The sequence below is a fragment of the Acrocarpospora pleiomorpha genome (assembly GCF_009687885.1).
GTDB classification, from domain to species: domain Bacteria; phylum Actinomycetota; class Actinomycetes; order Streptosporangiales; family Streptosporangiaceae; genus Acrocarpospora; species Acrocarpospora pleiomorpha.
The window spans coordinates 211228-236128 of record NZ_BLAF01000010.1 but is presented as its reverse complement, the minus strand read 5'-3'; the positions used below and the strand labels follow the sequence as shown (position 1 = coordinate 236128).

Genomic DNA, 24901 nt, shown 5'->3' with positions numbered 1-24901 from the left:
TTCACTTGTGCAGCAAGGTCAGGGCCTTGGCCAGTGCGGGGTCGCGTCCGGCGGCCGCGTCCTCGGGGGTCAGCGGCACGTGGTGGTCGCGCGGCACGCCGATCCGGTCGATGACCTCGCGATTGGGCCCCAAGTGGTGTCTGGCGGGGAAGCTCAGGATGGTGTTGTTGGCGAGCAGGTAGGACTGCGCCGGGCCGGAGATGACCCCGGCGGTTCTGGTGCCGACCAGCTGGCCGAGGCGCAGGTCCTTGACCGCGGAGCTGACGTGCTCGCAGGCCGAGGCGCAGCTCCGGTCGATGAGCACGACCAGCGGCAGGTTGAGCAGTTCGACGGTGTCGTCGGTCCGCGCGGTCGCGCACCTGCCGTCCACGGTGCATTGGTAGGCGGTGATCTTGCCGTGGACGAAGGCGCTCAGCAGCCGGGTCGCCTCCACGGGGCTGCCGCCGCCGTTGCCGCGCAGGTCCAGCACGACGCCGGACAGCGTCCGGCCGGTTCGCAGCCTGGAGATCGCCTTGAGGACCCTGTTCGCCGAGTCGGGCGTGAATCCGGTCAGCCGTACGTAGGCGACGTCGTCCAGCAGCTTCGACCGCACCACCCGCAGGGTGGCCGGATCGCGCGGGTAGAGGCCGGGTTTGAGCGTCACGGTCCAGCGGCGGCCGGTGGTCTGCCGCAGGAGCCGCAGCTGGACAGGACGCGCTTCCGGGTATCGCGGATAGAGGGCGGCGATCGCGGGGGTGGGTGTCCCGTCGATGAAGGGCGCGGATCCGTTGATCGACTCGATGACGTCGCCGGGGCGCAGCCCGGCCGCCTGCGCCGCGCCACCCTGCACGGTGGTGACGAACAGCGGGGCGAGGGCGACGTTGCCGTCCGCCTGCGGGCCGTTGACGTTCGCCTGGAACCCCACGCCGTAGCCGTCGCCGTCGTAGTAGTCGGGCGGACGTTTGACGTCGTGCGTCCAGCGGGCGTGGTTGTCGCCGAGGGCGGCCACGAGGGCTTCGAGGGTGACGACGGTCAGCTTGTCGCGAAGGTCGGGAACCTGATCGGTGGTCTTCCGGTGGGCGGCCTCGAAGGCGGCCCAGTCGGCTTTCCTGTCGCCGGTCAGGGCGGGCATGATCGCCTCGGGCACGTCGCGTCCGTCGCGGTTGAGCTCCTGGGTCAGGGCGAGGAATCCGGCGGTCAGCAGCGAGCGGGCGTCCAGCGTCGCGCCGCTGTAGTAGTTCCCGAGGATGCAGAAGTACGCCTGCTCGACGACGTCGATCGTGGCGGCCGTCTCCGCTTCGGGGGGCGCCTGGGGTGGCGCGCAGGCCGAACCGGCCGCCGTACTCGCCTGGCTGCGCGGCGGCGTCGGCGCCGTGCAGGCCGCCGCCAGGAGGAGGGCGAGCCCGGCGGCCGCGGACCTGAGGATGGTCATGACAGGCGTCTCCGGATCCACCAGAAGGAGAACCACGTGAGCCCGACGGTGAGCAGGGCGTAGATCCCGGTCTCGATCCACTGGAAGGGCCAGAAGCGCTCAAGGGGGTGGTAGGTCGCCTGCTGCCGGTAGCCGAGCCGGTTGATCTCGACCCAGCACGCGTCCAAGCTGGGTGGTCCTCCCTGCGGTGCGCAGGGTCCCGACGTCCCGGAGACGGGGACGGGCGCTTGTTCGCCGCTGCCGGCGATCGTGCGTCCGGACGGATCGACCAGGTCGCTGGACAGGACCCAGGCGCCCGCGTGGCCGGGAACGGCCGCCTCCATGGAAATCCGCACGGCTCCGCCTCCGTACTGTTCGATACCGACGCCGTCCACGTTCGCCGGGCCGAGCTCGAAGGTCGCGGTGACCGGGGGCATCAGATGGGGCCGGACCAGCAGCGGCATGGCGAGCTGGATCGCGGCGAAGGCGGCCAGGGTGAGGGCCATGGCGGGCAGCGTGCGACGCACCAGCATGCCCACGGCCACACCCAGGACGAAGGCGAAAGCCGCATACCCCATCGGGGCGATGCCACGCGCGCCGAACACCAACGGAGCCATCAGAGCCAGGTCCGCAACGGCCGACTTGTCCAGAGGATCGGACCACCAGGTCACCACGAGACCGCACAGACAGGCGGCGAACATGGCCACCAGACCGACGAGCCCGAGCTTGACCGCCAGCCAGCGGCCACGGGTGACGCTCTGGTTCCACACCAGCAGGTGCGTGCCCGCCTCCAGCTCCCGGGTGATCAACGGCGCCCCCCAGAAGATCCCGACCAGAGCGGGCAGCGCCAGCACGACGAAGCTGACGGCCACGAAGGGGAGCTGGTACTCGCCGAAGAAGCGGTCGAAGAATCGCATGCAGTCGTCCGGGGCGCAGTCCGCGATCCCGGCGGCGTAACGGGAGGCCAGGCCCGGGCCGGTCAGGGCCAGGGCGCCGGTGAAGACGACGAGCACCGCGGCCATCAGCGCGGCGGCGGCACGGAACTGCCGCCAGGTCAGCCAGATCATCGCTGCACCTCCAGCGCGACCCGCCGGTTCTCCACGGTGCGCTTGTCCATGTACGCGAGGACGAGGTCCTCCAGGCTGAGCCGGCTGACCGTCCAGGCGGGGTCGTGGATCGGGGCGTCGGTGCGGACCACGAACACGCTCTGCCGGTCGGTGTGGCGCTGGGAGACCACATGCTGGTCGGCGGGGAGCCGGTCGGGATCGCGGCGTGGGCCGGCGAGCCGGTGATGGGTGGCCAGCAGCTTGTCGGTCTCCCCCGCGACCTGCACGCGGGAGTCGACGAGCACGATCAGGAAGTCGCAGACCCGTTCCAGGTCCGAGACCAGGTGGGAGGAGAGCACGACGCTGAACTCGTGCTCGACGGTGGCCTCCATCAGCCCCTGCAGGAACTCGCGGCGGGCCAGCGGGTCGAGCGAGGCCACGGGCTCGTCCAGGATCAGCAGCTCGGGCCGCTTGGCCAGGCCCAGGGTCAGGGCGAGCTGGGCGCGCTCGCCGCCCGACAGCTTGCCCGCCCGATGCGAGTCCGAGCTGGGCGATACGCTCCCGCGCCATGCCGTCGTCCCACCGGGAGTTGAGCCGCGCCCCTAACCGGAGGTGATCGGCGACGGTCAGTCCCGCGTAGACGGGGGTGTCCTGGGCGACGAACCCGACCCTGGCCAGCTGCGCGGGCGTGCCCCCAGGCCGGCCGCCGAGCACGGTGATGCCGCCCGCCGTCGGTTCGAGCTGGCCGCAGGCCAGCTTCAGCAGCGTCGTCTTGCCGGCCCCGTTGGGACCCACCAGCCCGACGACGTGGCCCGCCGGGATGTCGATGGTGCAGTCGCGCAGCGCCCAGCGCTTGCCGTACTTCTTGCCCAGTGCCTGGGCCTGCAGGACAGAAGTCACGCTATGTCCTCCTGAGCGGTGGTCCGAAAGGTGGCCATGAAGAGGGCCTCGATGCTTTCGTCGTCGAGGCCGGCCCGGCGGGCCTTGGCCAGCCAGCGCTCCAGTTCCAGCCGCAGCGGGCCGTGCGCGGCCAGGGAGGTGTTGGTGAGCGTCGCCGTCACGAACGTCCCCACCCCTGGCCTGGCCGCGACGAGGCCCTCGTGCTCGAGTTCCCGGTAGGCCCTCAGGACGGTGTTGGCGTTGATCGCCAATTGCGCGACGACCTCCTTGACGGTCGGCAGCTGGTCGCCCTCGCGCAGCATGCCGAGCCGCAGCGCGTGCCGTACCTGCTGGACAAGCTGCTGGTACGGCGAGAGGCCGGACTTGGCATCCAGGTAGAACTCGATCACCGTTTCTCCATTTATCTAGTTATCTAGTACTTTAGATCCTCCAATATAAAGAGTCGGTAAGAAAACGCCCGCCGGGAGTACGGCCTCAGTCCTCGATGCGGGCCTTGACGCAGCACCGGCCGGGTTCGGGATCCAGGCAAGCCGACACGGTGCCGCAGCCCAGTCCTTCGGCCACTCCCTGGACGAAGTCCCGGTTCAGCCCGCACACCAGCGTCGTGTGCTTGCGGGCGAGTGAGTCGAACGGGCAGTTGTTCAGCACGACGACACCCGCTTCGAGGTGCGGTTCATAGCCTTGACCGCCCAGCACCTGGGCCACAGCGGCCAGCGGCTCGTGGGCAGGCACGCCGTCCGCGGCACCACCGACAGCGCGTCCTTCCTCGCGTGCGACCTCGTGCAGCGCCTGCGGCAGCGGCACGCCCTCGGCGACGCGGGTCACGGCGGCCGCGAGGATGTCGCCGACCAGGTCGTAGCGCCTGGGCGGCAGCGAAACGACGAACTCCCGCGTCCCGCGTCGGTACAGCTTGCTCGGTCGCCCGGCGCCCGGACCCGACTTCCCGCTCAAGCGCCGATACTCGACCCCCAGCAGCCCCTCGGAGACCAGTCGGTCGAGGTGGAAGTTCACGTTGTGCTGGGCCATGCCCAGGGCCGCGGCCGCCTGCTCACGGCCGACAGGCCCTGGTTGAGCGACCACGTACTCGTACAGCGCCCGGCGCGTGTCGTCGGCCAACGCCCCGATCCCGGCGGCCTGCGATCCCAGTTCCATGCCCGAATTCTAAAACACAAATTACTTGACACAAGAAGCTCGGCGTTCTAATTTCGAGAAGCTTCCGTTTTAGAAACCAAGGAGAACAATCCATGGTCAAAGCCATGCCCGATCGCTGGCGGCCGCGCATCACGCCCACGCGGCCGGAGACCGACCCCGGGGCGGCCGAGAAGGCGGCCGCGGACCTCCTCACCGCCCTGGGGCTCGACCTCGCCGACGAGAACCTCGTCGACACCCCGCGGCGCATGGCGCACGCCCTGCTCGAGATGACCACTGCCTCCGACTTCGAGCTCACCACCTTCCCCAACAGCGAGGGGTACGACGAACTCGTGCTGGTCCAGGGCATCCCCGTCCAGTCGCTGTGCGAGCACCACATGCTCCCCTTCGTCGGCCTCGCCCACGTCGGCTACCTGCCCGGAACACGCATCCTCGGCCTGTCGAAGTTCGCCCGCATGGTCGACTTCCACGCCCGGCAACCACAGACCCAGGAACGGCTGACCCAGCGCATCGCCGACCACCTCCAACAGGGGCTGCGGCCGCGCGGAGTCGGCGTCGTCATCGAGGCCGAGCACGCCTGCATGAGCCTGCGCGGCGCCCGCGCCCCCGGCGCGCGCACCGTCACCTCCGCCCTCTTCGGCCACCTGCGCGACGATCCACCAAGCCGCGCCGAGTTCCTCGCACTCACCAGGAGCAAGCCATGAACATCGTCGTGATCGGAGGGCCCGAGGTTTTTAGATGCCGGTCATACCCTGTCAAGGACTGCCCAGCCGGACAGCCTGCTTGAGGAAGACGATGCCGTCGATCAGGTGGAGCTGGGCCGGGTCCAGGGGGAAGTAGGCGAAATCGTGGGAGATGCGCGGGGCGGGCTTCGTGAGGGTCTCGGCCAGGCGGCGGGCGTCGATGAGCGAGTGGTCCCACGGGAGCGTGGACAGAAGGCCCTCGACGGTGTCCGGGGGCGGGGTGTCGTCGCCGGTCGTGCCGAGGGCTGAGGCCAGGAAGGCGTACCGGTCGCCCAGGTGCGTCCCGGTGATCGCCCCCGCGCTCCACCACTCCAGCGTCTGGTCGCCGAACGGCATGAAGGTCTGGCTCCGCTGCAGGTGGAGGTTGTGGGCGAAGACCAGGGCCGGGCCCTGCTCGGCGACGGCGCGCAGGTTGGCGGCCATCATCGCGTCCCGCAGCGCCGACAGCCGGGGCCACCGCGCCGGGGAGGTGTCGGCCATCCAGTGGTGGTAGCGGAGCAGGCCGGTGGCGGTGCGTCCGTACAGTGCCGCCCGCTCCCTGTCCTCCGCGCTCAGCCGCGGCGCCTGCGTGTCGAACAGGGCGACCAGGTCGTCGGCGATCAGTCGCAGTCGCTGGGCGTCGGCGGACTGGCCGATCGACAGGGACGGGTCCATGGCCGTGGCCTCGTTCGACCACCGGTCGTCCGGGCCGAGCAGCGTGTCGAGGGTTTCCCTGGTGCACGGGAGTGGGCCGTCGAGGAGGGCGTAGAGGGCGGTGAGCGCCTGGCGCGGGCTCGCCGCCCAATACTCCAGCGGGCCGTCGAACCCGAAGAAGCGGAGCTTTCCGTCATGTTCCTGGTTGTACGCCCGCATCCAGCGCACGAGCTCGCGGTTGGCCGGTGACGCGCCGAAGCCGTGGCTGAAGCCGCGTTCCATGACGTCATCGAGCGTGTCCGCGCCCGTCGTGAGGTAGTCGTCCACCACGAGGCCCATGAGGCAGTCGCTCTCGATGGCGAACGACCGGTAGCCCTCGTGCTCGACCAGATGCCGGAAGATCTCGTTGCGCAGCTCCCCCAGTTCCCCCACGAAGTGCCTGGCCTCGCCCAGGCCGAGCAGCAGGGGCTCGGCGGGAAGCGACCGGAGGAACGCCGAGACGCCCGCGCCATCGAGCGGCCGGGCCGTGTCCTTGATATCCATACCTTCAACGGTATCGTTGAACACTCAATGTAAACTTTTCCCTGAAAACCCCCACTCATCCACGATGGATCTTCAATCGGTGATGCATCCATGAGGCCAGTGGACCTGGCGCGCGAGCACGGCCTGTCCACCCAGGCGATCAGGAACTACGAGGACGCCGGCATCCTGCCCGCCGCCGAACGCACCGGCCACGGCTATCGCACCTACACGCCGCTGCACGCGCACGCCCTGCGCGCGTTCCTCGCCCTCGTGGCCGGGCACGGTCACCAGACGGCCACGTCGATCATGCAGGCGGTCAACCGGGGTGCCACCGAGGACGCGCTGCGGCTCATCGACGAGAGCCACGGCCAGCTCCTCGACGACCGCCGTACCCTCCAGGCCGTCGAAGCCGCGCTCCGCGATCTGGCGCCCGTGCCGCAGGAGCGCGGCGACACGTTCATCGGCCCCCTGGCCAAGAGGCTCGGCATCCGCCCCGCCACCCTGCGCAAATGGGAGAACGCCGGGCTGATCCGGCCGCGCCGTGATCCGCAGACGGGCTACCGGATCTACAGCGCGGCCGACGTCCGGGACGTCCGGCTGGCCCACCAGCTCAGGCGGGGCGGCTACCTGCTGGAGCGGATCGCCCCGCTGATCGCTCAGGTCCGCTCCGCCGGAGGCGTCGCCCCGCTGGAGTCGACCCTGCGCGACTGGCAGGCCCGCCTGTCCGCCCGGGGCCGCGCCATGCTCAAGGGCGCCGCCGACCTGGACGCGTACCTCCGCGCCCGCGAACCCTGATCAGTACTGATTCATCTTGGCGTCCAGGGCGAGACCCGCGTCGATCATTCTCGCGGTGACGCCCTTGATGCCCATTTGGTCCTTGGCGATGCGGCCGAGCGTGGGCAGGCTCTTGCGGTCCGGCCAGGTCTCGGGCTTCCACAACGATGAGCGGAGGAACGCCTTCGCGCAGTGCATGTACAGTTCCTCGACCTCGATGAGGATCGCCAGCCGCGGCCGTTTGCCCCGGACCGCCAGGTCGTCGAAGAACGGCGCGTCCGACACGAGCCTCGCGCGCCCGTTCACGCGCAGGGTCTCGTTCATCCCCGGCACGATGAACAGCAGCCCGGCGTGGGGGTTGCGCAGAATGTTGCGGAGATTGTCGAGCCGCTGGTTGCCAGGGCGATCCGCGAGCACCAGCCGGTGGTCGTCGAGGACCAGCACCGATCCGGCGGGATCCCCCCGGGGCGAGACGTCGCAGGTGCCATCCGTGTTCGAGGTCGCCAGCAGCACGAACGGCGAGTGCGCGATGATCGTGCGCGCGTGTTCATCGATCCGGGCGATGTCCTTGTCCCAGATGGCCTGCGGTGGCTCTTTCACGATCTTCCGGAGCTCGGCCTCGCTGTCCACCGTACGGATCTCAGAGGGGTCCATCGTGCAAATATAAGGTAAGCCTAACCTTGCTGTCTGCCTCCGGTCCCAACGTCGGCCTCACCGTCCCGTCGGTGGCCTTCTACTCGGCGCCGGGGGCTCGAGAGTGGCGAGGAAGCTCTCGGCCGCATCCTGGACCCGGTATTGGTCACCGGTGGCGAGCAGGTCGAGCAGGAGCCCTCTGATCGTCGCGATCACCAATGTGGCGGTGCGCGTCGCCGTCGCCGGGTCGGTGCCTGGACCCTGCAAGTCGACCAGGGCGCGCATCCAGTCGGCTACGACCCTTTCCAGGAACCCCGCGAACTGCTGCGGCGCTTGGAGGGCACGTCCGTAGACCGCGAAGAACAGCCTGAACTCCGCCCCCCGTCGCGGGTCAGAGGTCCGCGTCCAGACCGCGCGCGCCGCCGTGGCCAGGTCAGGCTGCTCGCCGAGGACCTCGCTGGTGGCCGCGAAGATACGCTCCCGCAGCCGCCCGAGGATGGCCTCGAGCATCTGCTCCTTGGCCCCGAAGTGATGCACCAGCGTGGTGGTCGAGACCCCGAGGGCGGCGGCGACCGGCCGCCACGACAGGTCGGAGAACCCATGCTCGACCGTGTAGTCGACCACCGCGTCGAGCAGCTCGGCCCGCCGCTCATGGTCGACCGGCCGTCCCGCCATCGCCGCCTCCAGATGCCTGTACGGGTTTTGACATTCCAGGCACGACTGTACTAGGAATAGTTTGTAGCACGAACGTGCTAATAATAACCATCAAGATCCAGGAGGTTTCACCTATGCGCGTTTTCGTCACCGGAGCGTCGGGCTGGGTCGGCCGCGGGCTCGTCCCTGACCTGATCGCCGCAGGCCACGAGGTCACCGGGCTCGCCCGCTCCGACGCCGCGGCCCAGGCCCTGCAAGCCGCGGGCGCCGGAGCCCGTTCGGGATCTCTCGATGATCTTGACGTTCTGCGCGATGCCGCCGCGTCGTCCGATGGCGTCATCCACCTCGCGTTCAAGCACGACATCGCATTCGCCGGCGACTATGCCGGGGCCGCCGACGCCGACCGCGCGGCGATCACCACCTTCGGCGAAGCCCTGGCAGGCACCGGCAAGCCATTCGTCATCGCCTCCGGCATCCTCGGCGTGCTCGGCCTCCCGCCCGGCGCCGTCGCGACCGAGCGCGACGGACTGACGGACACCGGCGACCGCGACATCCCGGTCAGCGGCGCCCAGGGACGGCTGGGCAACGCCCACTACACCCTCGCACTCGCCGGCCGCGGGGTCCGCTCCTCGGTCGTGCGGCTCCCGCCGGCCACGCACGGCGACGGTGACAACGGGTTCATCCCCACCGCGATCGGCTTCGCCCGCCAGAACGGCACTGCGGCCTACGTCGGCGACGGCGCCAACCGCTGGCCGGCGGTCCACCGCGACGACGCCGCGCGCCTGTTCCGCCTCGCGCTAGAGTCCGCGCCGGCCGGATCGGTGCTGCACGCCGTCGGCGACGAAGGCGTCCCGATCCGCGAGGTCGCCGAAGTCTTCGCCACGCACCTGGGCGTCCCCGCCGTCTCCGCCGCCCCCGAGCACGCCGGAGAATACGTCGGGTGGCTCGGCCGCTTCTGGGGAGCCGACGGCCCCGCCTCGGCACAGATCACCCGCGACCTTCTCGGATGGCAGCCAACCCGCCCGGGACTGGTCGCCGACCTCAAGGAAGGCCACTACTTCGCCTAAGCACCCGATGCCGATTCTGGAGTACGCGCCCGCGCGCTCGTATTCGCTTCAGGTCAGCTGGTCAGCCGGTGCGGCGGTGCGGCGGGAGTGGGCCAGAGCGAGACCGCCGAGGATCATGGCGATCAGCCCGACCACCAAGGCCACGAAGCCGCCGACTATTCCGTAGCCGGTGCCGGGACCGCCCTCGGCGGCGGCTACGACCAGACCGCCGATGACCGCGCCGGCCAGGCCCGCCACCAGGGCTACGATGGCTCCCCTTCGTCCGTTGCCGGTGCCGATACGACCGGCGGAGCGGGCCAGAGCCACTGCACCGATGACCGCGCCGGCCAGCCCCAGCAGCGCGGCCACCACAGACCAGAGACGCCCGGAGGTCAAGGCGTAAGAACTGACGGGCTGGACCAAGGTGTGCGCGGCCGCTGGTGCGGCAAGCCCGAAAGCTCCGATCAGAGCGGCCGCGGCCGCGGTGATGACAAATCGGGCTGACATGAGGTGCTCCTCTCCTCCTGCGAGTGGATATGGCCTGATCATGCCCGCCGTACCCACGGACGGTCGTCTAGCGGACGCAGGCAATTCGCGCTGCCGCGGACGCCGCAGGAGCCGCGAAACTACCGCGTGTGCGGTAGTCGACCGATCATCCGCGCGCAGGAGTCGCCCGCGCGGACATCCCGCTAAGGTGCGCGCATGGGTACAGGACGGGTCGGTGTCAAGGATTGGGCGATCGCCGTCTGCGTGGCGGCGACGCTGCTGGTCACCGGACTGTCCGGGCAGGACTCCGCCACCAACCTCTTCGGCTGCGCGCTGCTGGCGGCCGGCGGCTTGGCGCTGGCCGCGCGCCGCCGGGCTCCGGTTCCCGTCCTGGCCATCACGGGGCTGTGTGCGGTGGGTTACCAGGGGGCAGGTTTCGACGTGCCCGCCGTCGCGTACCTGTTCGCGGTTTACGCGGCCGTGCGGGCGGGACACCGCACCATCACGGTGGCGGCGAGCGTGATCATGCTGGCCCTTCTCCCCCTCGCGGCCCTGGCCTCGGGCCTGCACGACACGGGCGAGGCGTTCGCGCAGGCCCGCGGCGCCCTCGAGCTGGCCTGGCTGATCGCGGCCGGCGCCGCGGGTGAGGCGCTGCGGCAGGCCGAGCGGCGGGCGGACGAAGCCGAGCGCACCCGGGAGGAGACCGCGCGGCGCCGCGCCGACGAGGAGCGGCTGCACATCGCGCGGGAGCAGCACGATTCGCTCACCCACCAGATCTCGATCATCAAGGTGCAGGCCGAAGTCGCCGTCCACGTGGCCCGCAGGCGTGGCGAACACGTGCCGGAGGCCCTGCTGGCGATCCAGGAGGCCGGCCGTGAGGCGACCCGGGAGCTGCGCGCGACCCTGGAGGCGCTGCGCGACGACGGCACGACCCCGCCGGGTGGCCTCGACCACGTCGCGGACCTGGTGGAACGGGCTCGGACGACCGGCCTGGACGCGACGCTGACGATCGAGGGACAACGGCATGACGTGCCGGCCGCGGTGGACCGGACCGTCTACCGGATCGTTCAGGAGTCCCTCACCAACATCGCCCGTCACGCCGCCGCCGCGACGGCGTCGGTCCGGATCGACTACCGTCCCGACGCCCTGGCGGTACGCGTCGATGACGACGGCAAGGCCACGCCGGACACCGCCCCGGTGCCCGGCGTCGGGCTGCTCGGGATGCGCGAACGGGTCACCGCCCTCGGCGGTCGTCTGCGCGCGGAGCCGCGCCGCGAGGGCGGCTTCACCGTCCAGGCGGAACTTCCGGTGGACCGTACGTCATGATCCGCGTCCTGCTGGTCGACGACCAGCCGCTCCTGCGCAGCGGGTTCCGCGCGCTCCTCGACCTCGAAGACGACATCGAGGTGGTGGCCGAGGCCGGCGACGGGATGGAGGGCCTGGCTCTGGTCAGGGAGTATCTGCCCGATATCGCTCTCATCGACATCCAGATGCCGGTCGTCGACGGCATCGAGGCGACCCGGCGCATCGCCGCGGACCCGGCCCTGGCCGGGGTGCACGTCGTCATCCTGACCAACTACGGCTTCGATGAATACGTCTTCAACGCGCTGCGCGCCGGCGCGGCCGGATTCCTCGTGAAGGACATCGTGCCCGAAGACTTCCTGCACGCCGTACGGGTCGCCGCGCGCGGCGACGCGCTGCTCGCCCCGTCGATCACCCGCAAGCTCATCAACAGGTACGTCACCCAGCCGCTCGACACCGGCGCCGGCACGGGGCTGGAAGAACTGACCAACCGCGAACGTGAGGCCGTCGCCCTGGTCGCGCGGGGCCTGTCCAACGACCAGATCGCCGAGCGCATGGTGATCAGCCCGCTGACCGCGAAAACCCACATCAACCGGGCCATGGCCAAACTCAACGCCCGCGACCGCGCTCAGCTCGTCATCCTCGCCTACGAATCCGGCCTGGTAGCCCCGCGCAGCTCCTGACATGTCTCGATGATCAGGTTGAAACGCTACGGGGTGAGCACGATCTTGCCGGCGATGGTGCCGGATTCGGCCAGGCGTACGGCGTCGGCGACGCGGGTGAGCGGCAGCTGGGCGGCGATCTGGGCGGTGACGTCCCCGCGCTGGAGGGCCGCGAAGACCTGGGTGAGGTCGGCGCGCAGCCGGGCCCTGAACCGGGTCTTGGCCAGAGCCCGCCCGGCCCAGACGTTGAAGAAGTAGGCGCGGCGGCGGTTGGGCAGCGCGTTCCACAGCCATACCCGGCCGAGCAGCTTGAGCACGGGCCACTGCTTGGACCCCTCGTCATCCCGGGTGGAGGCGCTGCCGTAGGCGACGAGCGTGCCGCCGGGCGCGAGCAGGCGCCAGGAGTCGAGGACGCTGCGACCGCCGACGTGGTCGAAGACGGCGTCCACCCCGCCGGGGGCGAGTTCGCGGACGCGTGCGGGCACGTCCTCGGTGCGGTAGTCGACCGGGACGACGCCACGCTCGCGCAGGGCGTCGTGGTGGCGCGCGGACGCGGTGCCGATCACCGTCACGCCCGCGGCCTGCGCCAGCTGGACCAGGACCGAGCCCACGCCGCCGTTGGCGCCGTGCACCAGGATGGACTGCCCCGAGCGGATCCGTGCCTTGCGGTGCAGCATCTGCCAGGCGGTGATGCCGTTGACCACCACGGTCTCCGCCTCGGCCGCGGTGACCCCCTGGGGAACCTCCACCACGTCCGCCGCTTCGACGATCACATGGCTGGCCCAGCCGCCGACCTTGACCAGCGCGGCCACCCGGGTGCCGGCCAGGCCGGGCTCGACGCCCTCACCGGTCGCGAGCACCGTGCCGACCAGGTCGTAACCGGGCACGAACGGGAAGGGCGGCTGGTCGTAGTACCGGCCGCGGCGCATCTGCTGTTCGGCGAAGGAGACCCCGGTCGCCTCCATCCGGATCAGGACCTGGCCCGGGCCGGGGGCGGGGACGGCTCCGTGCCGGATCTCCAGGCCTTCCGGCTCCACCTTGCCCGGCAGTACGACTTCGACGAGTCCCTCGGCGTTCATGACGACCTCCGCATCGAGTTATGAGCTTTTGCGTTCGTTAGAAGTTGTAACGCCCAGGGACGGGGAGTGTCAATAAGTTTCGTGATAGCCTCTAACTAAATCTTGAAGATGTAGCAGCCCAGGGAAGGCCATGGTGGATACGGACACCACGTCCCCGCGCACGCGTTACCGCACTCAGGTGCGTACGGAGATCAAGGAACACGCATGGGAGCAGATCGCGACGGCGGGGGCGTCCGCGCTCTCCCTCAACGCGATCGCCAAGCAGATGGGCATGAGCGGACCCGCGCTCTACCGGTACTTCGCCAGCCGCGACGAGCTGATCACCGAGCTCATCAGGGACGCGTACCGAAGCCTGGCCGACACCTTCCGGGCGGCCTCGGAGCCCGGCCCGGACCACGCCGCGCTGGCCCACGCACTGCGCGGGTGGGCGCTTGACGACCCCCAGCGGTACTTCCTCATCTACGGCACACCCGTGCCCGGCTACCACGCGCCCGACGACATCACCGCGATCGCGTCCGAGATCATGACGACCTTGCTCGACGCCTGCGCCGCGCTGCCCGCCGACGGCCCCGCGACGCCGTTCGACGCGCACCTCGAGGGCCACCGGCAGTGGGCGGCCGGCCACCCCGCCCCGCCCGCGATACTCCACCGGGCCCTGACCTTCTGGACCCGGCTGCACGGCGTCCTGTCCCTGGAACTCGCCGGCCACTTCACCGGGATGGGATTCGACGCCGCGCTGCTCTTCACCGCCGAGGTGGACGACCTAGGTCAGCCTCCAGCACGCGGTCGAGACGGATCGGCAGGGATCTCTGTCTGACCCCGGTGGCGTGCCAGACGGCGTTCGCGATCGCGGCAGCCGTGCCGACGTTGCCGATCTCACCGGCGCCCTTGACGCCCATGGGAAGGCCGGGCTCGTAGTCGGGCACGAAATCGGCTTCGATGTCGGGCACGTCGGCGTGCGCGGCGATGTGGGGCGAAGGACCCGGGCGCGGCCCCAGGGCCGCGCATCGAGTACGGCGGCAGGATGTCGAGGGGGACCGCGGTGAGCCGCGTACGGATCGCGGGCGCCGCGTAGAGCGTCTTGGTGAGCTCGGTGCACCCCTCGATGTACTCCGCGAGCGGCGACAGCTCGAACGCCGGCTCGTGGTGGATCGCCCGCAGGCGGCCGTCGGCGCCGGCGCCGATCCGGATCCGCTGGTCGGTCGCCGGCCGCATCGCCGTCGTCAGGAACACCTCGTCGCGGGTCAGGGTGACCCGTACGGGCCGCCCGAACCGCGTCGCGGCCATCACGGCCAGCACGAGTTGCGGGCCGCACAGCCCCTTGGATCCGAAACCGCCGCCGACGTGCTCGGTGCGGACGCGCACCTGTTCCAGGTCCAGGGAGAACAGCGTGGCCAGGACGGTGGCGATGAAGAACGGCCCCTGGTTGGAGTCGACGGCCTGCAGGCGCTCGCCCTCCCACCACGCGGTCGCCGAGTGCGGCTCCATGGCGGCGCAGTGCTCCTCGGGTGTGCGGTACCGCTCGTCGACGACCACCGCGGACGCGGCCAGCTCCGCGTCCACGTCACCGACGTCCACGGGCCCGTCGAAGAGCGTGATCGCCGGACGGGCCGCCGGGTGGCCGGCGGAGAAGTCCGTGTCGTGCGGCCGCTCCTCGTACGTCACCGGCAGCGCCTGGGCCGCCGCCCGCGCCTGCTCCGGCGTCTCCGCCACCACGAGCGCGACGGGCCGGCCGGCGAAGGGGATCACATCATCCTGCAGGAGCTGCAGCCCGCCGTCCGGGCCGAAGAAATGCCCGGCCTTCGGGTCGAGCCGGGGCGCGTTCCTGTGATCGATCACGCCCAGCACGCCCGGCATGTCCTGAACGGCCGAGACGTCGATGTCGCGGACGCGCCCCCGGGACACGGTGGACACGACGATCGCGCCAAACGCCAGGTCCCGCATCGGCACGTCCGCGGCGTAGCGCGCGCCGCCGGTGACCTTGGCCCGGCCCTCGATCCGTGGCCGTGCCATGCCGACGGCGCCCGTGGTCAGATCGTTCACGCGCGGGTCTCCTCGGCGAGTTCGGTCAGTACGGCCACGATGAGGTTGCGCGCCAGCGTCACCTTGTATCCGTTGTGCGGCAACGGCTCGGCGGCGGACAGTTCCGCGTCGGCGGCGGCCCGGAACCTGTCGGGGGTGGCGGGCCCCTCCCGCAGGAGGTCCTCGGCGGTCCGAGCGCGCCAGGGCCGGGACGCGACGCCGCCGAGGGCGATGCGCGCACTCCGTACCAGCCCGTCGTGGACATCCAGGCCGGCCGCGATGGAGACGTTGGCGAAGGCGTAGGAGGCGCGCTCGCGGACCTTGCGGTACCGCGACCACGGGGAGACCGCGGACCCGGGCAGGACGACCGCTGTGATCAGGGCTCCTGGCGGCAGCGCCGTCTCCCGCTCCGGCGTGTCGCCGACGGGCGGGTAGAACTCCGACAGCGGGATCTCACCGGCGCCGTCGAGCGTCTCGTAGCGCACGACCGCGTCGAACGCCGCCATCGCCACCGCCATGTCCGAGGGATGGGTGGCCGCGCAGTGCCGGGACCAGCTGTTGGTCGTCGTCGCGCCGATCACCAGCCCGCCGTCCGGCGCCTCGCTCACCCCGTCGAGCGGCAGGAAGCGCACGTCCACCAGCCGGGTGGGCGCCTCGACCCCGTTCTTCATCAGGTCGACGAGGTTCGTGCCGCCGCCCAGGTAACGGGCGCCGCCGTTCGCGGCGACCAGCGCGTCGCGGACCTCCGTCGCACGCTGATAGGCGAACTCCTTCACCGCGCCACCTCCTCGCGGGCGGCCGTGTCGAGATCGCCCGTACGATCGACGGGTACGCGCCGCAGCGGCACAGGTTGCCGCTCATCCGCTCGCGCACCTCCGTCGCGTCCAACTCCGCCGGGCCGTCCGGGGAGACGTCGGCGGTGACGGCGCTCGGCCAGCCGGCCGCGTGCTCGGCCAGCATCCCGACGGCCGAGCAGAGCTGCCCGGACGTGCAGTACCCGCACTGGAAGCCGTCGAGCCTGATGAACGCCTGCTGAAGCGGCAGCAGTTCGCCGTCACCGGCCAGTCCCTCGGCGGTCGTGATCTCGGCGCCCTCGGCGGCCACCGCCAACGTCAGGCAGGACACCACCCGCCTGCCGTCCAGAGCACGGTGCACGCGCCGCACTGGCCGTGGTCGCAGCCCTTCTTGGGTCCGGTGTGGCCGATGTCCTCACGCAACGCGTCCAGCAGCGTCCTGCGGTTGTCGACACTCAACCGGTGCGGCACGCCGTTGACCTGCAGCGAAATCACGCTGCGGTGGTGGTTTGTCATCGCCCTCCCTTTCTCAGGGCTACGCAATCAGTCCTGCGGCAGGCGGAGCATCCCCAAAACTCGCGCGTCCTTGCCCATTCCTGCTCGCGTGGCGGCTGCTCTCGACGGCGATCAGAGCGGCCAGGCCGGCCACCACGCCGGCGGTGTCCGGGGCGGGGCCGGCGTCGTCGCCCCACATCTCGATGAGCTTGTCGCGCTGAAATGACCGTGTAGAACGCGGGAAGGGCACCGGTCGGATCGTTCACCGATGCGAGCGCCTGCCCGCCGGTTTCCTCCCTGAATATGAACGGAATGTCCGCGCGAAATGTCGGTCGACCAAGCATGGTCGCAGGTGGTCGCCAAGGCGTGGACTCCACCGCTCCGACCAATGTGATGGAAATCAGTGTCGCGGTGACATCGGTCGATGGTTGCCGCCGATTCGGTGCGCGGAGTTTGCCGCCAGTCCGGTGCGGCTTTTCTTTTCCGCCTTGGCCTGAGTTGGTTGTCATTGCGGCTTCGCCCTGTCGTCGCTGTGGTGAAGTGCCCCAGTTGACGAAAGAATCCGCTGGTGAGGCAGCCGTAAGGAAGCTGTAATATCTCAAAGATTGACGCCGGGAAATCTGCCCGGTAACGCCGTGATGACAACGCGGCAGACTGCGATCGTTTCTTGACGCTCGGAAGCGACGAGCGGGCTTGGTGTTCTCATGTTCGGCGAGCCATTCTCATGTTGACAGGAGCGGATTCCTGTTGCGTTTTTGTGACGCCGTTTAACCTACCGGAAACATGATCACTTAAAGCACTCGAGTAGCGACTCATCGCGGAATCCCGGCATCAATCGTCTTTATCGTCATCTAGCGCTGATGAATCGTTCATCTGCCGTACACCACACGGCACTCCAGCCCGACTTGAATGCGCGTTCAGGGAATCCGCAACGCCCACAGGGGGTGTCCTTCCTGAACGGACAGCGAGGGAAAATGTCTGGTAGCGGTATCAACTGGGTGATGAGCCGGTCGGCTCATCACCGTGTCCGGAGGATGATCGCGGCCGCGATCATCGCCGCCGTGGCGCTGGCCGTGGGTGTGACGCTGCCCGCGCCCGCCCAGGCCGCGGGGTACGTCGGCGAGAGCATCCTGCGGAGCAAGTTGACCAAGCAGTGCCTGGACAGCAATTTCGCCGGGCAGGTGTACACGCTGCCGTGCAGCGCCCGCGGCACCAACGACCACCAGATCTGGGAGCCGCTCCTTCAACTGCGCAGCGGCCCCGGCGGCCCCGCATATGACATCGTCGCCCTCAAGAACAAGGCGACAAAGAGGTGTCTCGCGTTCGTTTACTCGGGCTCCAGGATCAAGACGACCTCCGAGTGCGACAACGCCGATTCCGCTCTCGATCCCGAGTGGTATGCGCAGGGCACGGGCTGGAGGGACGTCGTCTTCTACCAGTGGCACGGCAATCCCAGCAGGAAGTGGACTCTGTTCACCGATGTCACCGGCGCTGTCTACTCGGAGATCACCGGCAACTACCAGAACGAGCACTGGCAGTTCGGCTGGTAAACACCCGTCCGGGATCCCCGCGTAACTCATGGTGAGTCGCGCGAGCGTGAAGGTGTGTTGACTCCGGCCTCGCCGGGGGTGGACAGAGGTTGCATCCGCCCCGGCGAGGCCGCGGTCACGATCGAGTAATCACATCAGCCTGGCCGTGACCGGGCGGTACCCGCCGAAACAAGGAGCAGGCCGTCGGCCCGGCCTGGGTTGCCCACACGGTGCTCCTTTGCGGTTTATGCGAGAGCCCCCGATTTCTGTCGACGGGCTTTGTTTTCATGAGTGGAGGAAGAATGGCTGTCAGATTAGATGGCGGCGGCACGCAAGGACGATGGCGGCCGTCACGATCTCGCGGGTGGGGCAGGATCGCGGTGGCGATCCTGGTCATGATGTCGATGGTGGTGAGCCTGGCGCGGACGGCCGAGGCCGCCGACGACCCGCTGCCCACCAGCTACACGATCTCCATCCCGCTGCCCGCCGGCGTCGACCTCGCCAGGGTGCGAGCCGAGGTGACGGATCTCAACAACCGGAATCCGCAGCTGAGCGACACGTTCCAGCAGGAGGCCGAGCACTACCCGCTCCGTCTCCGGGACGGGACGTTCACGGTGGAGCGGGACTTCGACGGCACTCTCGCCGTGACGGGTTCCATCCTGTCACTCACCATCGAGGCCGACGAGGTGCAGGCCAACAGTTTGAGCTGGTGGCAGGACGTCCTGGTGGCCGCCGCCAGTTACCTCGCGGGACTGGCGGTCCGCATTCAGTGCGAGGGCTTTTTCGGTCTCGGTACCGGCGGGGCGGGCAGCGTCTTCGCCGCGGCATTCTGCGTGGCCGTGGGCAACGCCCTTAGCGTCCTCATCTATCAGGCGGTGAACATCTTCGCCGACGGCGCCCAGCAGGACTGGAGACGCTGGGGTAAGGCGGTGGGGCTCGCGGTGGTGGCGGCCCTGATGGGAGCCGCCTGGGAATCGGGGCTCAACGTCTGGGCCCGCACCAAGCTCCCGGGCATTATGCGGAACGTGGGCCGATGGGTGAGGGATACAGGCCGAAGCCTCACGGGCTGGGCGAGAACGGCCGGGTCCCGCCTCGAACAGGCCGGCGAGGCGATCGAAATGAACGCCGACGGCTTCACCGAGAGCCTGGCGGACGGGCTGGAGGAAGGCGCCGCGACCAGCTCCGTGAATCTGCGGGTCCTGCCGTTGGGTGACTCGATCACCTACGGAGACGGGACGCCGGACAGCTCCAGCTACCGGGCCCAGTTGTGGGATCTTCTCCTCGCCGATGACGTCGACAGTCTCGACTACGTCGGCGCCCAGAAGACCGGCCAATTGGCGGACGGGGACAACGAGGGGCATCAGGGCTGGACGATCAGCCAGATCAGCGGAATCGCGTCCTGCACGATGCGTGAATACCGGCCGAACGTCGTCACGCTGCACATCGGCACCAACGACATGGCCCGCAACATCGATGTGGCGGGCGCCCCCGAACGGCTGCGCGGCCTCATTGGCCAGATCATCGCCGCCGGCCCGGAGACCACGGTCCTGGTCTCCACCCTCATTCCGTCGACGACACCGGCGATCATGAATCGCATCCAGCAGTACAACGCGGCGATCCCGGGCATCGTCGCCGGCTTCCAGGCCGCGGGCCGGGCCGTTTACTTGGTCGACATGGGCGCGGTCACACCGGGAGACATGACCGACTCCCTGCATCCGAACGCCAACGGCTACCGGAAGATGGCCGCGGCATTCGACAAGACGATCAGCACCGCCCTGCGGTGGGGCGGCTTCCTGACCGCCAAGAACGGCGTCCCCGGAGCGTGCGGCCCAACGCCCGGGAATGGCCCTTCGGTCACTGGCATGGACGGCTGGAACCGATTTGAGCGATTTGGGGGCATGATCGCCGCCGGTGTGCCGGGCGGGACGCGAGAGGAGTTGCGGTTCGCCGACCTCAACGGTGACGGCCGCGACGACTACCTCCTCGTCGACCCGCAGGGACGGGTACGCGCCTGGGGCAACGCCCTCCCCTCCGTGATCTGGACCCCTTGGGGCGAGCTCGCCGCCGGTGTGCCGGGCGGGACGCGAGAGGAGTTGCGGTTCGCCGACCTCAACGGTGACGGCCGCGACGACTACCTCCTCGTCGACCCGCAGGGACGGGTACGCGCCTGGGGCAACAACTTCCCCTCCAAGATCTGGACCCCCTGGGGCGAGGTCGCCGCCGGTGTATCGGGCGGGGCGCGGGAGGGATTGCGGTTCGCCGACATCGACGGTGACGGCCGTGACGACTACCTGATGGTCGACTCGCAGGGACAGGTACGCGCCTGGGGCAACGCCCTCCCCTCCAAGATCTGGACCGAATTGGGCGTCGTCGCCTGGGGTGTCGGAGCGACCTCTCAGGAGGTGCGGTTCACCGACATCGACGGTGACAGCCGCGACGACTACCTGGTCGTGAACGCGCAGGGGAAGGTGCGGGCCTGGCTCAACACCATCGGCCAGTCCGGTGGCGGGTCATGGCTGGTCCAGGGTGAGATCGCCGCCGGTGCCGGGGCGTCCCGGGAGAATGTCGAGTTCGCGGACGTCGACGGCGACGGCGGCGCCGACTACCTGACGATCAACGCCGCCGGGCAGGTCTGGGCGTGGATGGGCGCGCGGTTCGCCGGGGCCGAGCGCTGGGATCATCAGGGCGAGATCGCCGCCGGTGTATCGGACGGGACGCTGGAGGGGTTGCGGTTCGCCGACCTCAACGGTGACGGCAAGGCGGACTACCTGATGGTCGACCCGCAGGGACGGGTGCGCGCCTGGGGCAACAAGCTCCCCTCCGTGATCTGGATCCCGTGGGGCGAAGTCGCCGCCGGTGTGCCGGGCGGGACGCGGGAGGAGTTGCGGTTCGCCGACCTCAACGGTGACGGCCGCGACGACTACCTCCTCGTCAGCCCGGAGGGAGGGGTACGCGCCTGGGGCAACAACTTCCCCTCCAAGATCTGGACCCCCTGGGGCGAGGTCGCCGCCGGTGTATCGGGCGGGACGCGGGAAGGGTTGCGCTTCGCCGACATCGACGGTGACGGCCGTGACGACTACCTGATGGTCGGACCGCAGGGGCAGGTACGCGCCTGGGGCAACGCCTTCCCCTCCAAGATCTGGACCGAATGGGGCGAGATCGCCGCGGGCATCGGCCTTCACGATTCGATGATCACCTTTGCCGACATCGACGGTGACGGGCGCGACGACTACCTGTCGGTCAACGATCGAGGGCGGATCTGGGCCTGGCTGAACAACCGGGGTAGCGGGGGCCCGAACTGGCTCATCCAGGGTGAGATCAGGACCGGCGTCGGGGCGACCCGTGGTCAGGTCTTCCTGGAGGACGTCAACGGTGACCGCCGCTTCGACTATCTGGTCTCCACCTCCACCGGTGCGGTGACGGCCTGGCACGGCAACGGGCAGGTCCGCAAGGGCTGACCCGGACGCGGACCGGCCGGGCGATCGTCTTCACCGGCGCCGCCCGCAACTCCCTGGTCGTGCTGCCCCTGCCGGTCCTGGGAGGTCCTGGCCATCGGGCCCCGCCGCAGGCTGCGGCGGGGCCCTCAGCTGCCGGCCTGTCACAGCGATCGCTCGCGCGGTGTCTTGAGGTCGAAGCGGCTGCGTGCGCATCCTCGTCGTCGCGTGGACCTTCGCCGTGGTCACCTACCGCCGCAAGATCTCCTAGGGCCGTGCTGAAAGTCGGCCCGAAGCGCGGTGCCGGTCTTTCGACCGGTCCGTTTCTTCGGGCCGCTTCCCTCACCCGGCGCGCCTCTTCACGGCACCGGGCGCTCCGCCTGCTACCGGTCGGCCTGGTTGCCGCCCGCGTTCAGCCACGCCTCCGTGGCCCCCGAGCGCGGGTCGACGATCAAGTAGTCGTCAAGGCCGTCACCGGAGAGGTCGGCCAGATGGATCTCGGCCTCGTAACCGACGGCCACCCCCCAGGCGACCTTCTTCGGCGCGGCCCATCGGTTCGCGAACCCATCCAGGTTCGTCCAGCCGGTCAACTTGTTGTTCTGGGTGGGGTCCCGGAGCACGTAGTCCGCCCGGCGGTCGCAGGTGAGGTTCGCGAACATCGTCTTCTCGTTGATGCTCGCCGTCGGCTTGGCGATCAGGCCCTTGGACGTCCATCCGCCCCCTCCCGGGGCGTTCGTGCCGTCGTTGCGCCACGCGGTGACCGAGTGGTCCGACGCCACGACGAGGTAGTCGTCGTCGCCGTCACCGTCGATGTCGGCGAACTGGACCTCGCCCGGGTTCGGCGTGCCGTGCGCGATCGTGCCCACCTCCTTCCAGGCGCTGCCGCCCTTGGCGACGACGCCGTCGTTGCGCCAGGCCCGCACCACACCGGCACCGGTCACGACGAGGTAGTCGTCGTCGCCGTCACCGTCGAAGTCGGCGAAGGCCACCCGTTCCGATGAGGACATCGACACGCCCTTGGCGATCCTGCCGAGTTGGTACCACCCCTTGCCGCCCACCGTGTCGACGTTGTCGTTGCGCCACGCGTCGACGACTCCTCCCGGGCCGACGACGAGGTACTCGGCGTCCTTGTCGCCGTCGAGGTCCGCGAAGCGCACCGTCCCGGAGACGTTGAGGTCACGGACGTGCAGGCCCTTCTCGGTCCAGCCGCTGCCGCCCACCTCGGCGACGTCGTTGTTCTGCCAGAGGCTGACCTCGCCGCGTTCGCCGATCACGAGGTAGTCGGCGTCCCGGTCGGAGTCGACGTCGGCGAACTGCACCTTGGACCCGCCGCCCAACGCGGTGCCCTTGGCGATCTGGCCCCGTGACTTCCAGCCACTGCCGCCCACGTCGTCGACGTTGTCGTTGCGCCAGAAGTCGGCCGCGCCGTTGTCGTGCACGACCAGGTAGTCGGCGTCCTTGTCGCCGTCGAGGTCGGCCAAGCGCACCTTCGACGCGGGATTACCGGTGCCCTCGGCGATCTGGCCCAGTGACTTCCAGCCACTGCCGCCGACCTCGTCGACCTCGTTGTTGCGCCAGGCGTCGATCGATCCGTTGTCGTGCATCACCAGGTAGTCGTCGTCAAGGTCGCCGTCGATGTCGGCGAAGCGCACTTTCGACCCGGGATTACCGGTGCCCTCGGCGATCCGGCCCAGCGAGTACCACCCGCTGGGACCGTTGACGTAGACACCGTCGTTGCGCCAGGCGTCGACCGCGCCGTTGTCGTGCACGACCAGGTAGTCGTCGTCGTGGTCGCCGTCGATGTCGGCGAAGCGTACCTTCGACCCGGGATTGCCCGTACCCGGGGCGATCTGGCCCTTGCGGTCCCAGCCGCCGGTGATCTTGGTCCACGCGTCGACCGCGCCGTCGTCCTTGAGGAGCAGGTAGTCGGTCAGGCCGTTGCCGTCGATGTCCGCGAACCGCACCGCACCGCTGACGCGGGCCACCCCACCCGTGGCGATCTTGCCGCGGTCGACCCAACCGCCGCCCACGGTCGGGCAGGAACCGTCGTCGCCGCCGCCGACGTTCGGATCGGTGACCCCGCCCTGCGGCTCCTCTACCCAGCCGCGGGATATCATGGCGTCCGTCGTCTCCGCGAACTCCTGGGCTATGAAGGCGTACCCGCTGTCGTTGGGGTGCAGCCGGTCGAACATCATGTCGGCGGTCATGGGCCCCATCTCCGCGAGCATGACCTTCTTCCCCTGATCTTGGTACGTCTCGACCAGCGCGCGGACCTCCGTGTTGAACGCGTTGCGCCGGGCCTGCGCCGGCGGGTCGCCCACCACCGGCACCAGCGTCGCCACGGCGATCGCCACCTCCGGCGAGCCGTCGAGCACCTGATCGATCAGGCGGCCCAGGCGCGCGGGGGCGTTCGCCACGTCCACGTCGCGCTGAATGTCGTTCGTCCCCGCCATGAGCGTCACGACGTTCGGGCGCATGGTGGAAGCGTCGCGGCTCGCGGGTCCGGCGATCGTGTCGATCTCCCGGCCCGGATACCCGTTGTGGTCGTCGTCCATCATGCTGCCCGAGCTGTTCGAGCCCACGAAGTCCAGGCCGGAACTGATCTCGCGCAGCCTGTCCCAGAGCATCGCCCGATACCCGTTGCCTGACGAGCTCCCCACGCCGTAGGTGATCGAGTCACCCGCCGGCATCACCCGCAGCGCGCTCCGAACCCTGACCCGGGAGACCGCGTCGGCGAGGTTCCTGCCGACCTCCCGGAGGAACTCGCCCGCGGCCGCGCAGCCCTCCTTGAAGGTCGCCCACCCGGCGGACAGCCGGTCACCCAGCCGGACGAGCGCCTGCCCCAGTCGGTCGATGTGACCGGGCAGCACCTCCTTGGACCAGCGGCTGACGCCGCCCTCCCAGGCGGCCCCCCCTGCGGCCAGGAGGAGCGACTGGGCGAGCGTCTCGGCCCACGCCTTGCCGTCCTTGAGGGTGCCGTCGATGGCCTGGATGATGATCCCCCGCGTCATGCCGCCGAAGAAGTTGCCGATGACGACACACATCACGGCCGCCTCGGGGGCGAAGCCGATGCAGATGGACCGCAGCACCAGCCCGGTCAGCACGCCCGCGGCCGCGGCCAGAATGTTGGCCCAGAACGAGGCGTTCGTGAGCGGCTGATCGGAGTCGACGCGCAGCGCGATGCCGGTATCCGTGATCGACAGTTGCCCGTCGAAGTCGGGCCATTCGCTGGGGTCCTCGCCGCCCCCCGGCATTCCGTTCGTATGCTCCTCGAAGTCCTCGCGAATGGTGTCGCTGAGGCGCGGGTTACGGCTCTGCGTCTCTTGGAGAAACTCGCGCATCTGGTCCCGGTCGAAGCCGGACGCGTCCAGCTCCAGGGTTACGGACTCCGCCGCCACGACCACGGAGAAATTCCCGAGGGAGCCACTCGGCACGGCGAACCGCGGCCCCGCCGCCGCTGTCGCCGGGGGCGTCAGGCCCAGTAACAGAGCCACCACGACGGACATGATCAAGGCCACCCGGCCAGTCGTTCTTCGCGTATTCACGCACACCTCCGCATTCGGTGTTGATCATGTCCAGCCCAGACAAGATCGGCGTGAATCCCCCAT

At 69.6% G+C, this 24901-nt stretch carries 20 protein-coding genes and 3 pseudogenes; 8 read left to right on the top strand and 15 right to left on the bottom strand.

The features are described from left to right. Position 1 precedes the first annotated feature (1 nt). The 6 genes and pseudogenes from Aple_RS10640 to Aple_RS10620 form a co-directional block, all read right to left on the bottom strand. A complete protein-coding gene (locus tag Aple_RS10640) occupies positions 2-1411 on the bottom strand; it encodes a S41 family peptidase (RefSeq protein ID WP_155344344.1) in 1410 nt (469 codons plus the stop codon). After that, positions 1408-2397: pseudogene (locus Aple_RS10635) on the bottom strand (ABC-2 membrane transporter-related protein); the annotation flags it as partial. The pseudogene Aple_RS10635 and the gene Aple_RS10640, both read right to left, overlap by 4 nt. Before the next feature lie 56 nt (positions 2398-2453). Next, positions 2454-2876: an ATP-binding cassette domain-containing protein gene (locus Aple_RS56020; protein WP_308805500.1), complete on the bottom strand. Its 423-nt coding sequence runs from the start codon at positions 2874-2876 to the stop codon at positions 2454-2456. A 160-nt stretch (positions 2877-3036) separates the two neighbouring features. After that, positions 3037-3231, bottom strand: a pseudogene (locus tag Aple_RS56015) (ATP-binding cassette domain-containing protein); the annotation flags it as partial. A gap of 101 nt (positions 3232-3332) precedes the next feature. After that, positions 3333-3725, bottom strand: a complete 393-nt coding sequence (locus Aple_RS10625; RefSeq protein ID WP_155344342.1) for a GntR family transcriptional regulator — start codon at positions 3723-3725, stop codon at positions 3333-3335. Between the two features lie 85 nt (positions 3726-3810). Then, positions 3811-4488: a helix-turn-helix transcriptional regulator gene (locus Aple_RS10620; RefSeq protein WP_155344341.1), complete on the bottom strand. Its 678-nt coding sequence runs from the start codon at positions 4486-4488 to the stop codon at positions 3811-3813. Positions 4489-4580: 92 nt separating this feature from the next. Between Aple_RS10620 and folE the strand changes: the two genes are divergently transcribed. After that, the gene (gene folE, locus Aple_RS10615; RefSeq protein WP_155344340.1) at positions 4581-5189 is read left to right on the top strand and encodes a GTP cyclohydrolase I FolE; all 609 of its coding nucleotides are present in this window, start codon (positions 4581-4583) and stop codon (positions 5187-5189) included. A gap of 51 nt (positions 5190-5240) precedes the next feature. On the opposite strand, the gene Aple_RS10610 is transcribed toward folE, so the two are convergent. Continuing rightward, the gene (locus Aple_RS10610) at positions 5241-6404 is read right to left on the bottom strand and encodes an erythromycin esterase family protein (RefSeq protein ID WP_155344339.1); all 1164 of its coding nucleotides are present in this window, start codon (positions 6402-6404) and stop codon (positions 5241-5243) included. Between the two features lie 90 nt (positions 6405-6494). Here Aple_RS10610 and Aple_RS10605 point away from each other — a divergent pair, with 90 nt between their 5' ends. Next, on the top strand, positions 6495-7178 hold the full coding sequence (locus Aple_RS10605) for a TioE family transcriptional regulator (protein WP_155344338.1): 684 nt from the start codon (positions 6495-6497) through the stop codon (positions 7176-7178). Here Aple_RS10605 and Aple_RS10600 read toward each other — a convergent pair whose 3' ends face one another. Together Aple_RS10600 and Aple_RS10595 are read right to left on the bottom strand one after the other, a co-directional pair. Next, entirely contained in the window at positions 7179-7811 is a 633-nt protein-coding gene (locus Aple_RS10600; RefSeq protein ID WP_155344337.1) for a pyridoxamine 5'-phosphate oxidase family protein, read from the bottom strand. 57 nt (positions 7812-7868) lie between these two features. Next, entirely contained in the window at positions 7869-8465 is a 597-nt protein-coding gene (locus Aple_RS10595) for a TetR/AcrR family transcriptional regulator (RefSeq protein WP_155344336.1), read from the bottom strand. A gap of 113 nt (positions 8466-8578) precedes the next feature. On the opposite strand from Aple_RS10595, the gene Aple_RS10590 reads away from it, so the two are divergent. Further along, positions 8579-9511, top strand: coding sequence for an SDR family oxidoreductase (locus Aple_RS10590; protein ID WP_155344335.1), 933 nt, complete (start codon positions 8579-8581; stop codon positions 9509-9511). Positions 9512-9559: 48 nt separating this feature from the next. Here the strand turns inward: Aple_RS10590 and Aple_RS10585 are convergent, their stop codons facing one another. After that, positions 9560-9997 carry a DUF6223 family protein gene (locus tag Aple_RS10585; RefSeq protein ID WP_170321392.1) on the bottom strand — a complete coding sequence of 146 codons (438 nt, stop codon included), beginning with the start codon at positions 9995-9997 and terminating at the stop codon, positions 9560-9562. A 195-nt stretch (positions 9998-10192) separates the two neighbouring features. Here Aple_RS10585 and Aple_RS10580 point away from each other — a divergent pair, with 195 nt between their 5' ends. Beyond that, the gene (locus Aple_RS10580; RefSeq protein ID WP_155344334.1) at positions 10193-11302 is read left to right on the top strand and encodes a sensor histidine kinase; all 1110 of its coding nucleotides are present in this window, start codon (positions 10193-10195) and stop codon (positions 11300-11302) included. Continuing rightward, a complete protein-coding gene (locus Aple_RS10575; protein ID WP_155344333.1) occupies positions 11299-11961 on the top strand; it encodes a response regulator in 663 nt (220 codons plus the stop codon). Before Aple_RS10580 ends, Aple_RS10575 begins: the two co-directional genes overlap by 4 nt. Positions 11962-11987: 26 nt before the next feature. On the opposite strand, the gene Aple_RS10570 is transcribed toward Aple_RS10575, so the two are convergent. Then, a complete protein-coding gene (locus Aple_RS10570) occupies positions 11988-13019 on the bottom strand; it encodes a medium chain dehydrogenase/reductase family protein (protein ID WP_155344332.1) in 1032 nt (343 codons plus the stop codon). Between the two features lie 130 nt (positions 13020-13149). On the opposite strand from Aple_RS10570, the gene Aple_RS10565 reads away from it, so the two are divergent. Beyond that, positions 13150-13836: a TetR/AcrR family transcriptional regulator gene (locus tag Aple_RS10565; RefSeq protein WP_155344331.1), complete on the top strand. Its 687-nt coding sequence runs from the start codon at positions 13150-13152 to the stop codon at positions 13834-13836. A 59-nt stretch (positions 13837-13895) separates the two neighbouring features. Here Aple_RS10565 and Aple_RS10560 read toward each other — a convergent pair whose 3' ends face one another. The 3 genes and pseudogenes from Aple_RS10560 to Aple_RS10550 all read right to left on the bottom strand — a co-directional run. Continuing rightward, positions 13896-15062, bottom strand: coding sequence for a xanthine dehydrogenase family protein molybdopterin-binding subunit (locus Aple_RS10560; RefSeq protein ID WP_155344330.1), 1167 nt, complete (start codon positions 15060-15062; stop codon positions 13896-13898). Next, positions 15059-15817 (bottom strand): FAD binding domain-containing protein, encoded by a 759-nt coding sequence (locus tag Aple_RS10555; RefSeq protein WP_155344329.1) that lies wholly within the window; start codon positions 15815-15817, stop codon positions 15059-15061. Before Aple_RS10555 ends, Aple_RS10560 begins: the two co-directional genes overlap by 4 nt. 31 nt (positions 15818-15848) lie before the next feature. After that, positions 15849-16351 (bottom strand): annotated as a pseudogene (locus Aple_RS10550) ((2Fe-2S)-binding protein); the annotation flags it as partial. A 1013-nt stretch (positions 16352-17364) separates the two neighbouring features. Between Aple_RS10550 and Aple_RS10545 the strand changes: the two are divergent. Together Aple_RS10545 and Aple_RS10540 are read left to right on the top strand one after the other, a co-directional pair. Continuing rightward, positions 17365-17880 carry a ricin-type beta-trefoil lectin domain protein gene (locus Aple_RS10545; protein WP_218038232.1) on the top strand — a complete coding sequence of 172 codons (516 nt, stop codon included), beginning with the start codon at positions 17365-17367 and terminating at the stop codon, positions 17878-17880. Between the two features lie 281 nt (positions 17881-18161). Then, complete coding sequence (locus Aple_RS10540) at positions 18162-21317, top strand: FG-GAP-like repeat-containing protein (RefSeq protein ID WP_155344327.1); 3156 nt, start codon at positions 18162-18164, stop codon at positions 21315-21317. Positions 21318-21676: 359 nt separating this feature from the next. Here Aple_RS10540 and Aple_RS10535 read toward each other — a convergent pair whose 3' ends face one another. Next, positions 21677-24790 (bottom strand): SGNH/GDSL hydrolase family protein, encoded by a 3114-nt coding sequence (locus tag Aple_RS10535; protein ID WP_170321391.1) that lies wholly within the window; start codon positions 24788-24790, stop codon positions 21677-21679. Positions 24791-24901 lie beyond the last annotated feature (111 nt).

Coding starts and splice junctions, on each gene's coding strand:
- Aple_RS10545 (WP_218038232.1), top strand. CDS start 17,365: ATGATCGCGGCCGCGATCATCGCCGCCGTGGCGCTGGCCGTGGGTGTG.
- Aple_RS10590 (WP_155344335.1), top strand. CDS start 8,579: ATGCGCGTTTTCGTCACCGGAGCGTCGGGCTGGGTCGGCCGCGGGCTC.
- Aple_RS10600 (WP_155344337.1), bottom strand. CDS start 7,811: ATGGACCCCTCTGAGATCCGTACGGTGGACAGCGAGGCCGAGCTCCGG.
- Aple_RS10610 (WP_155344339.1), bottom strand. CDS start 6,404: ATGGATATCAAGGACACGGCCCGGCCGCTCGATGGCGCGGGCGTCTCG.
- folE (WP_155344340.1), top strand. CDS start 4,581: ATGGTCAAAGCCATGCCCGATCGCTGGCGGCCGCGCATCACGCCCACG.
- Aple_RS10565 (WP_155344331.1), top strand. CDS start 13,150: ATGGTGGATACGGACACCACGTCCCCGCGCACGCGTTACCGCACTCAG.
- Aple_RS10595 (WP_155344336.1), bottom strand. CDS start 8,465: ATGGCGGGACGGCCGGTCGACCATGAGCGGCGGGCCGAGCTGCTCGAC.
- Aple_RS10575 (WP_155344333.1), top strand. CDS start 11,299: ATGATCCGCGTCCTGCTGGTCGACGACCAGCCGCTCCTGCGCAGCGGG.
- Aple_RS10580 (WP_155344334.1), top strand. CDS start 10,193: ATGGGTACAGGACGGGTCGGTGTCAAGGATTGGGCGATCGCCGTCTGC.
- Aple_RS10540 (WP_155344327.1), top strand. CDS start 18,162: ATGGCTGTCAGATTAGATGGCGGCGGCACGCAAGGACGATGGCGGCCG.
- Aple_RS10605 (WP_155344338.1), top strand. CDS start 6,495: ATGAGGCCAGTGGACCTGGCGCGCGAGCACGGCCTGTCCACCCAGGCG.
- Aple_RS10620 (WP_155344341.1), bottom strand. CDS start 4,488: ATGGAACTGGGATCGCAGGCCGCCGGGATCGGGGCGTTGGCCGACGAC.
- Aple_RS10585 (WP_170321392.1), bottom strand. CDS start 9,997: ATGTCAGCCCGATTTGTCATCACCGCGGCCGCGGCCGCTCTGATCGGA.
- Aple_RS10640 (WP_155344344.1), bottom strand. CDS start 1,411: ATGACCATCCTCAGGTCCGCGGCCGCCGGGCTCGCCCTCCTCCTGGCG.
- Aple_RS10570 (WP_155344332.1), bottom strand. CDS start 13,019: ATGAACGCCGAGGGACTCGTCGAAGTCGTACTGCCGGGCAAGGTGGAG.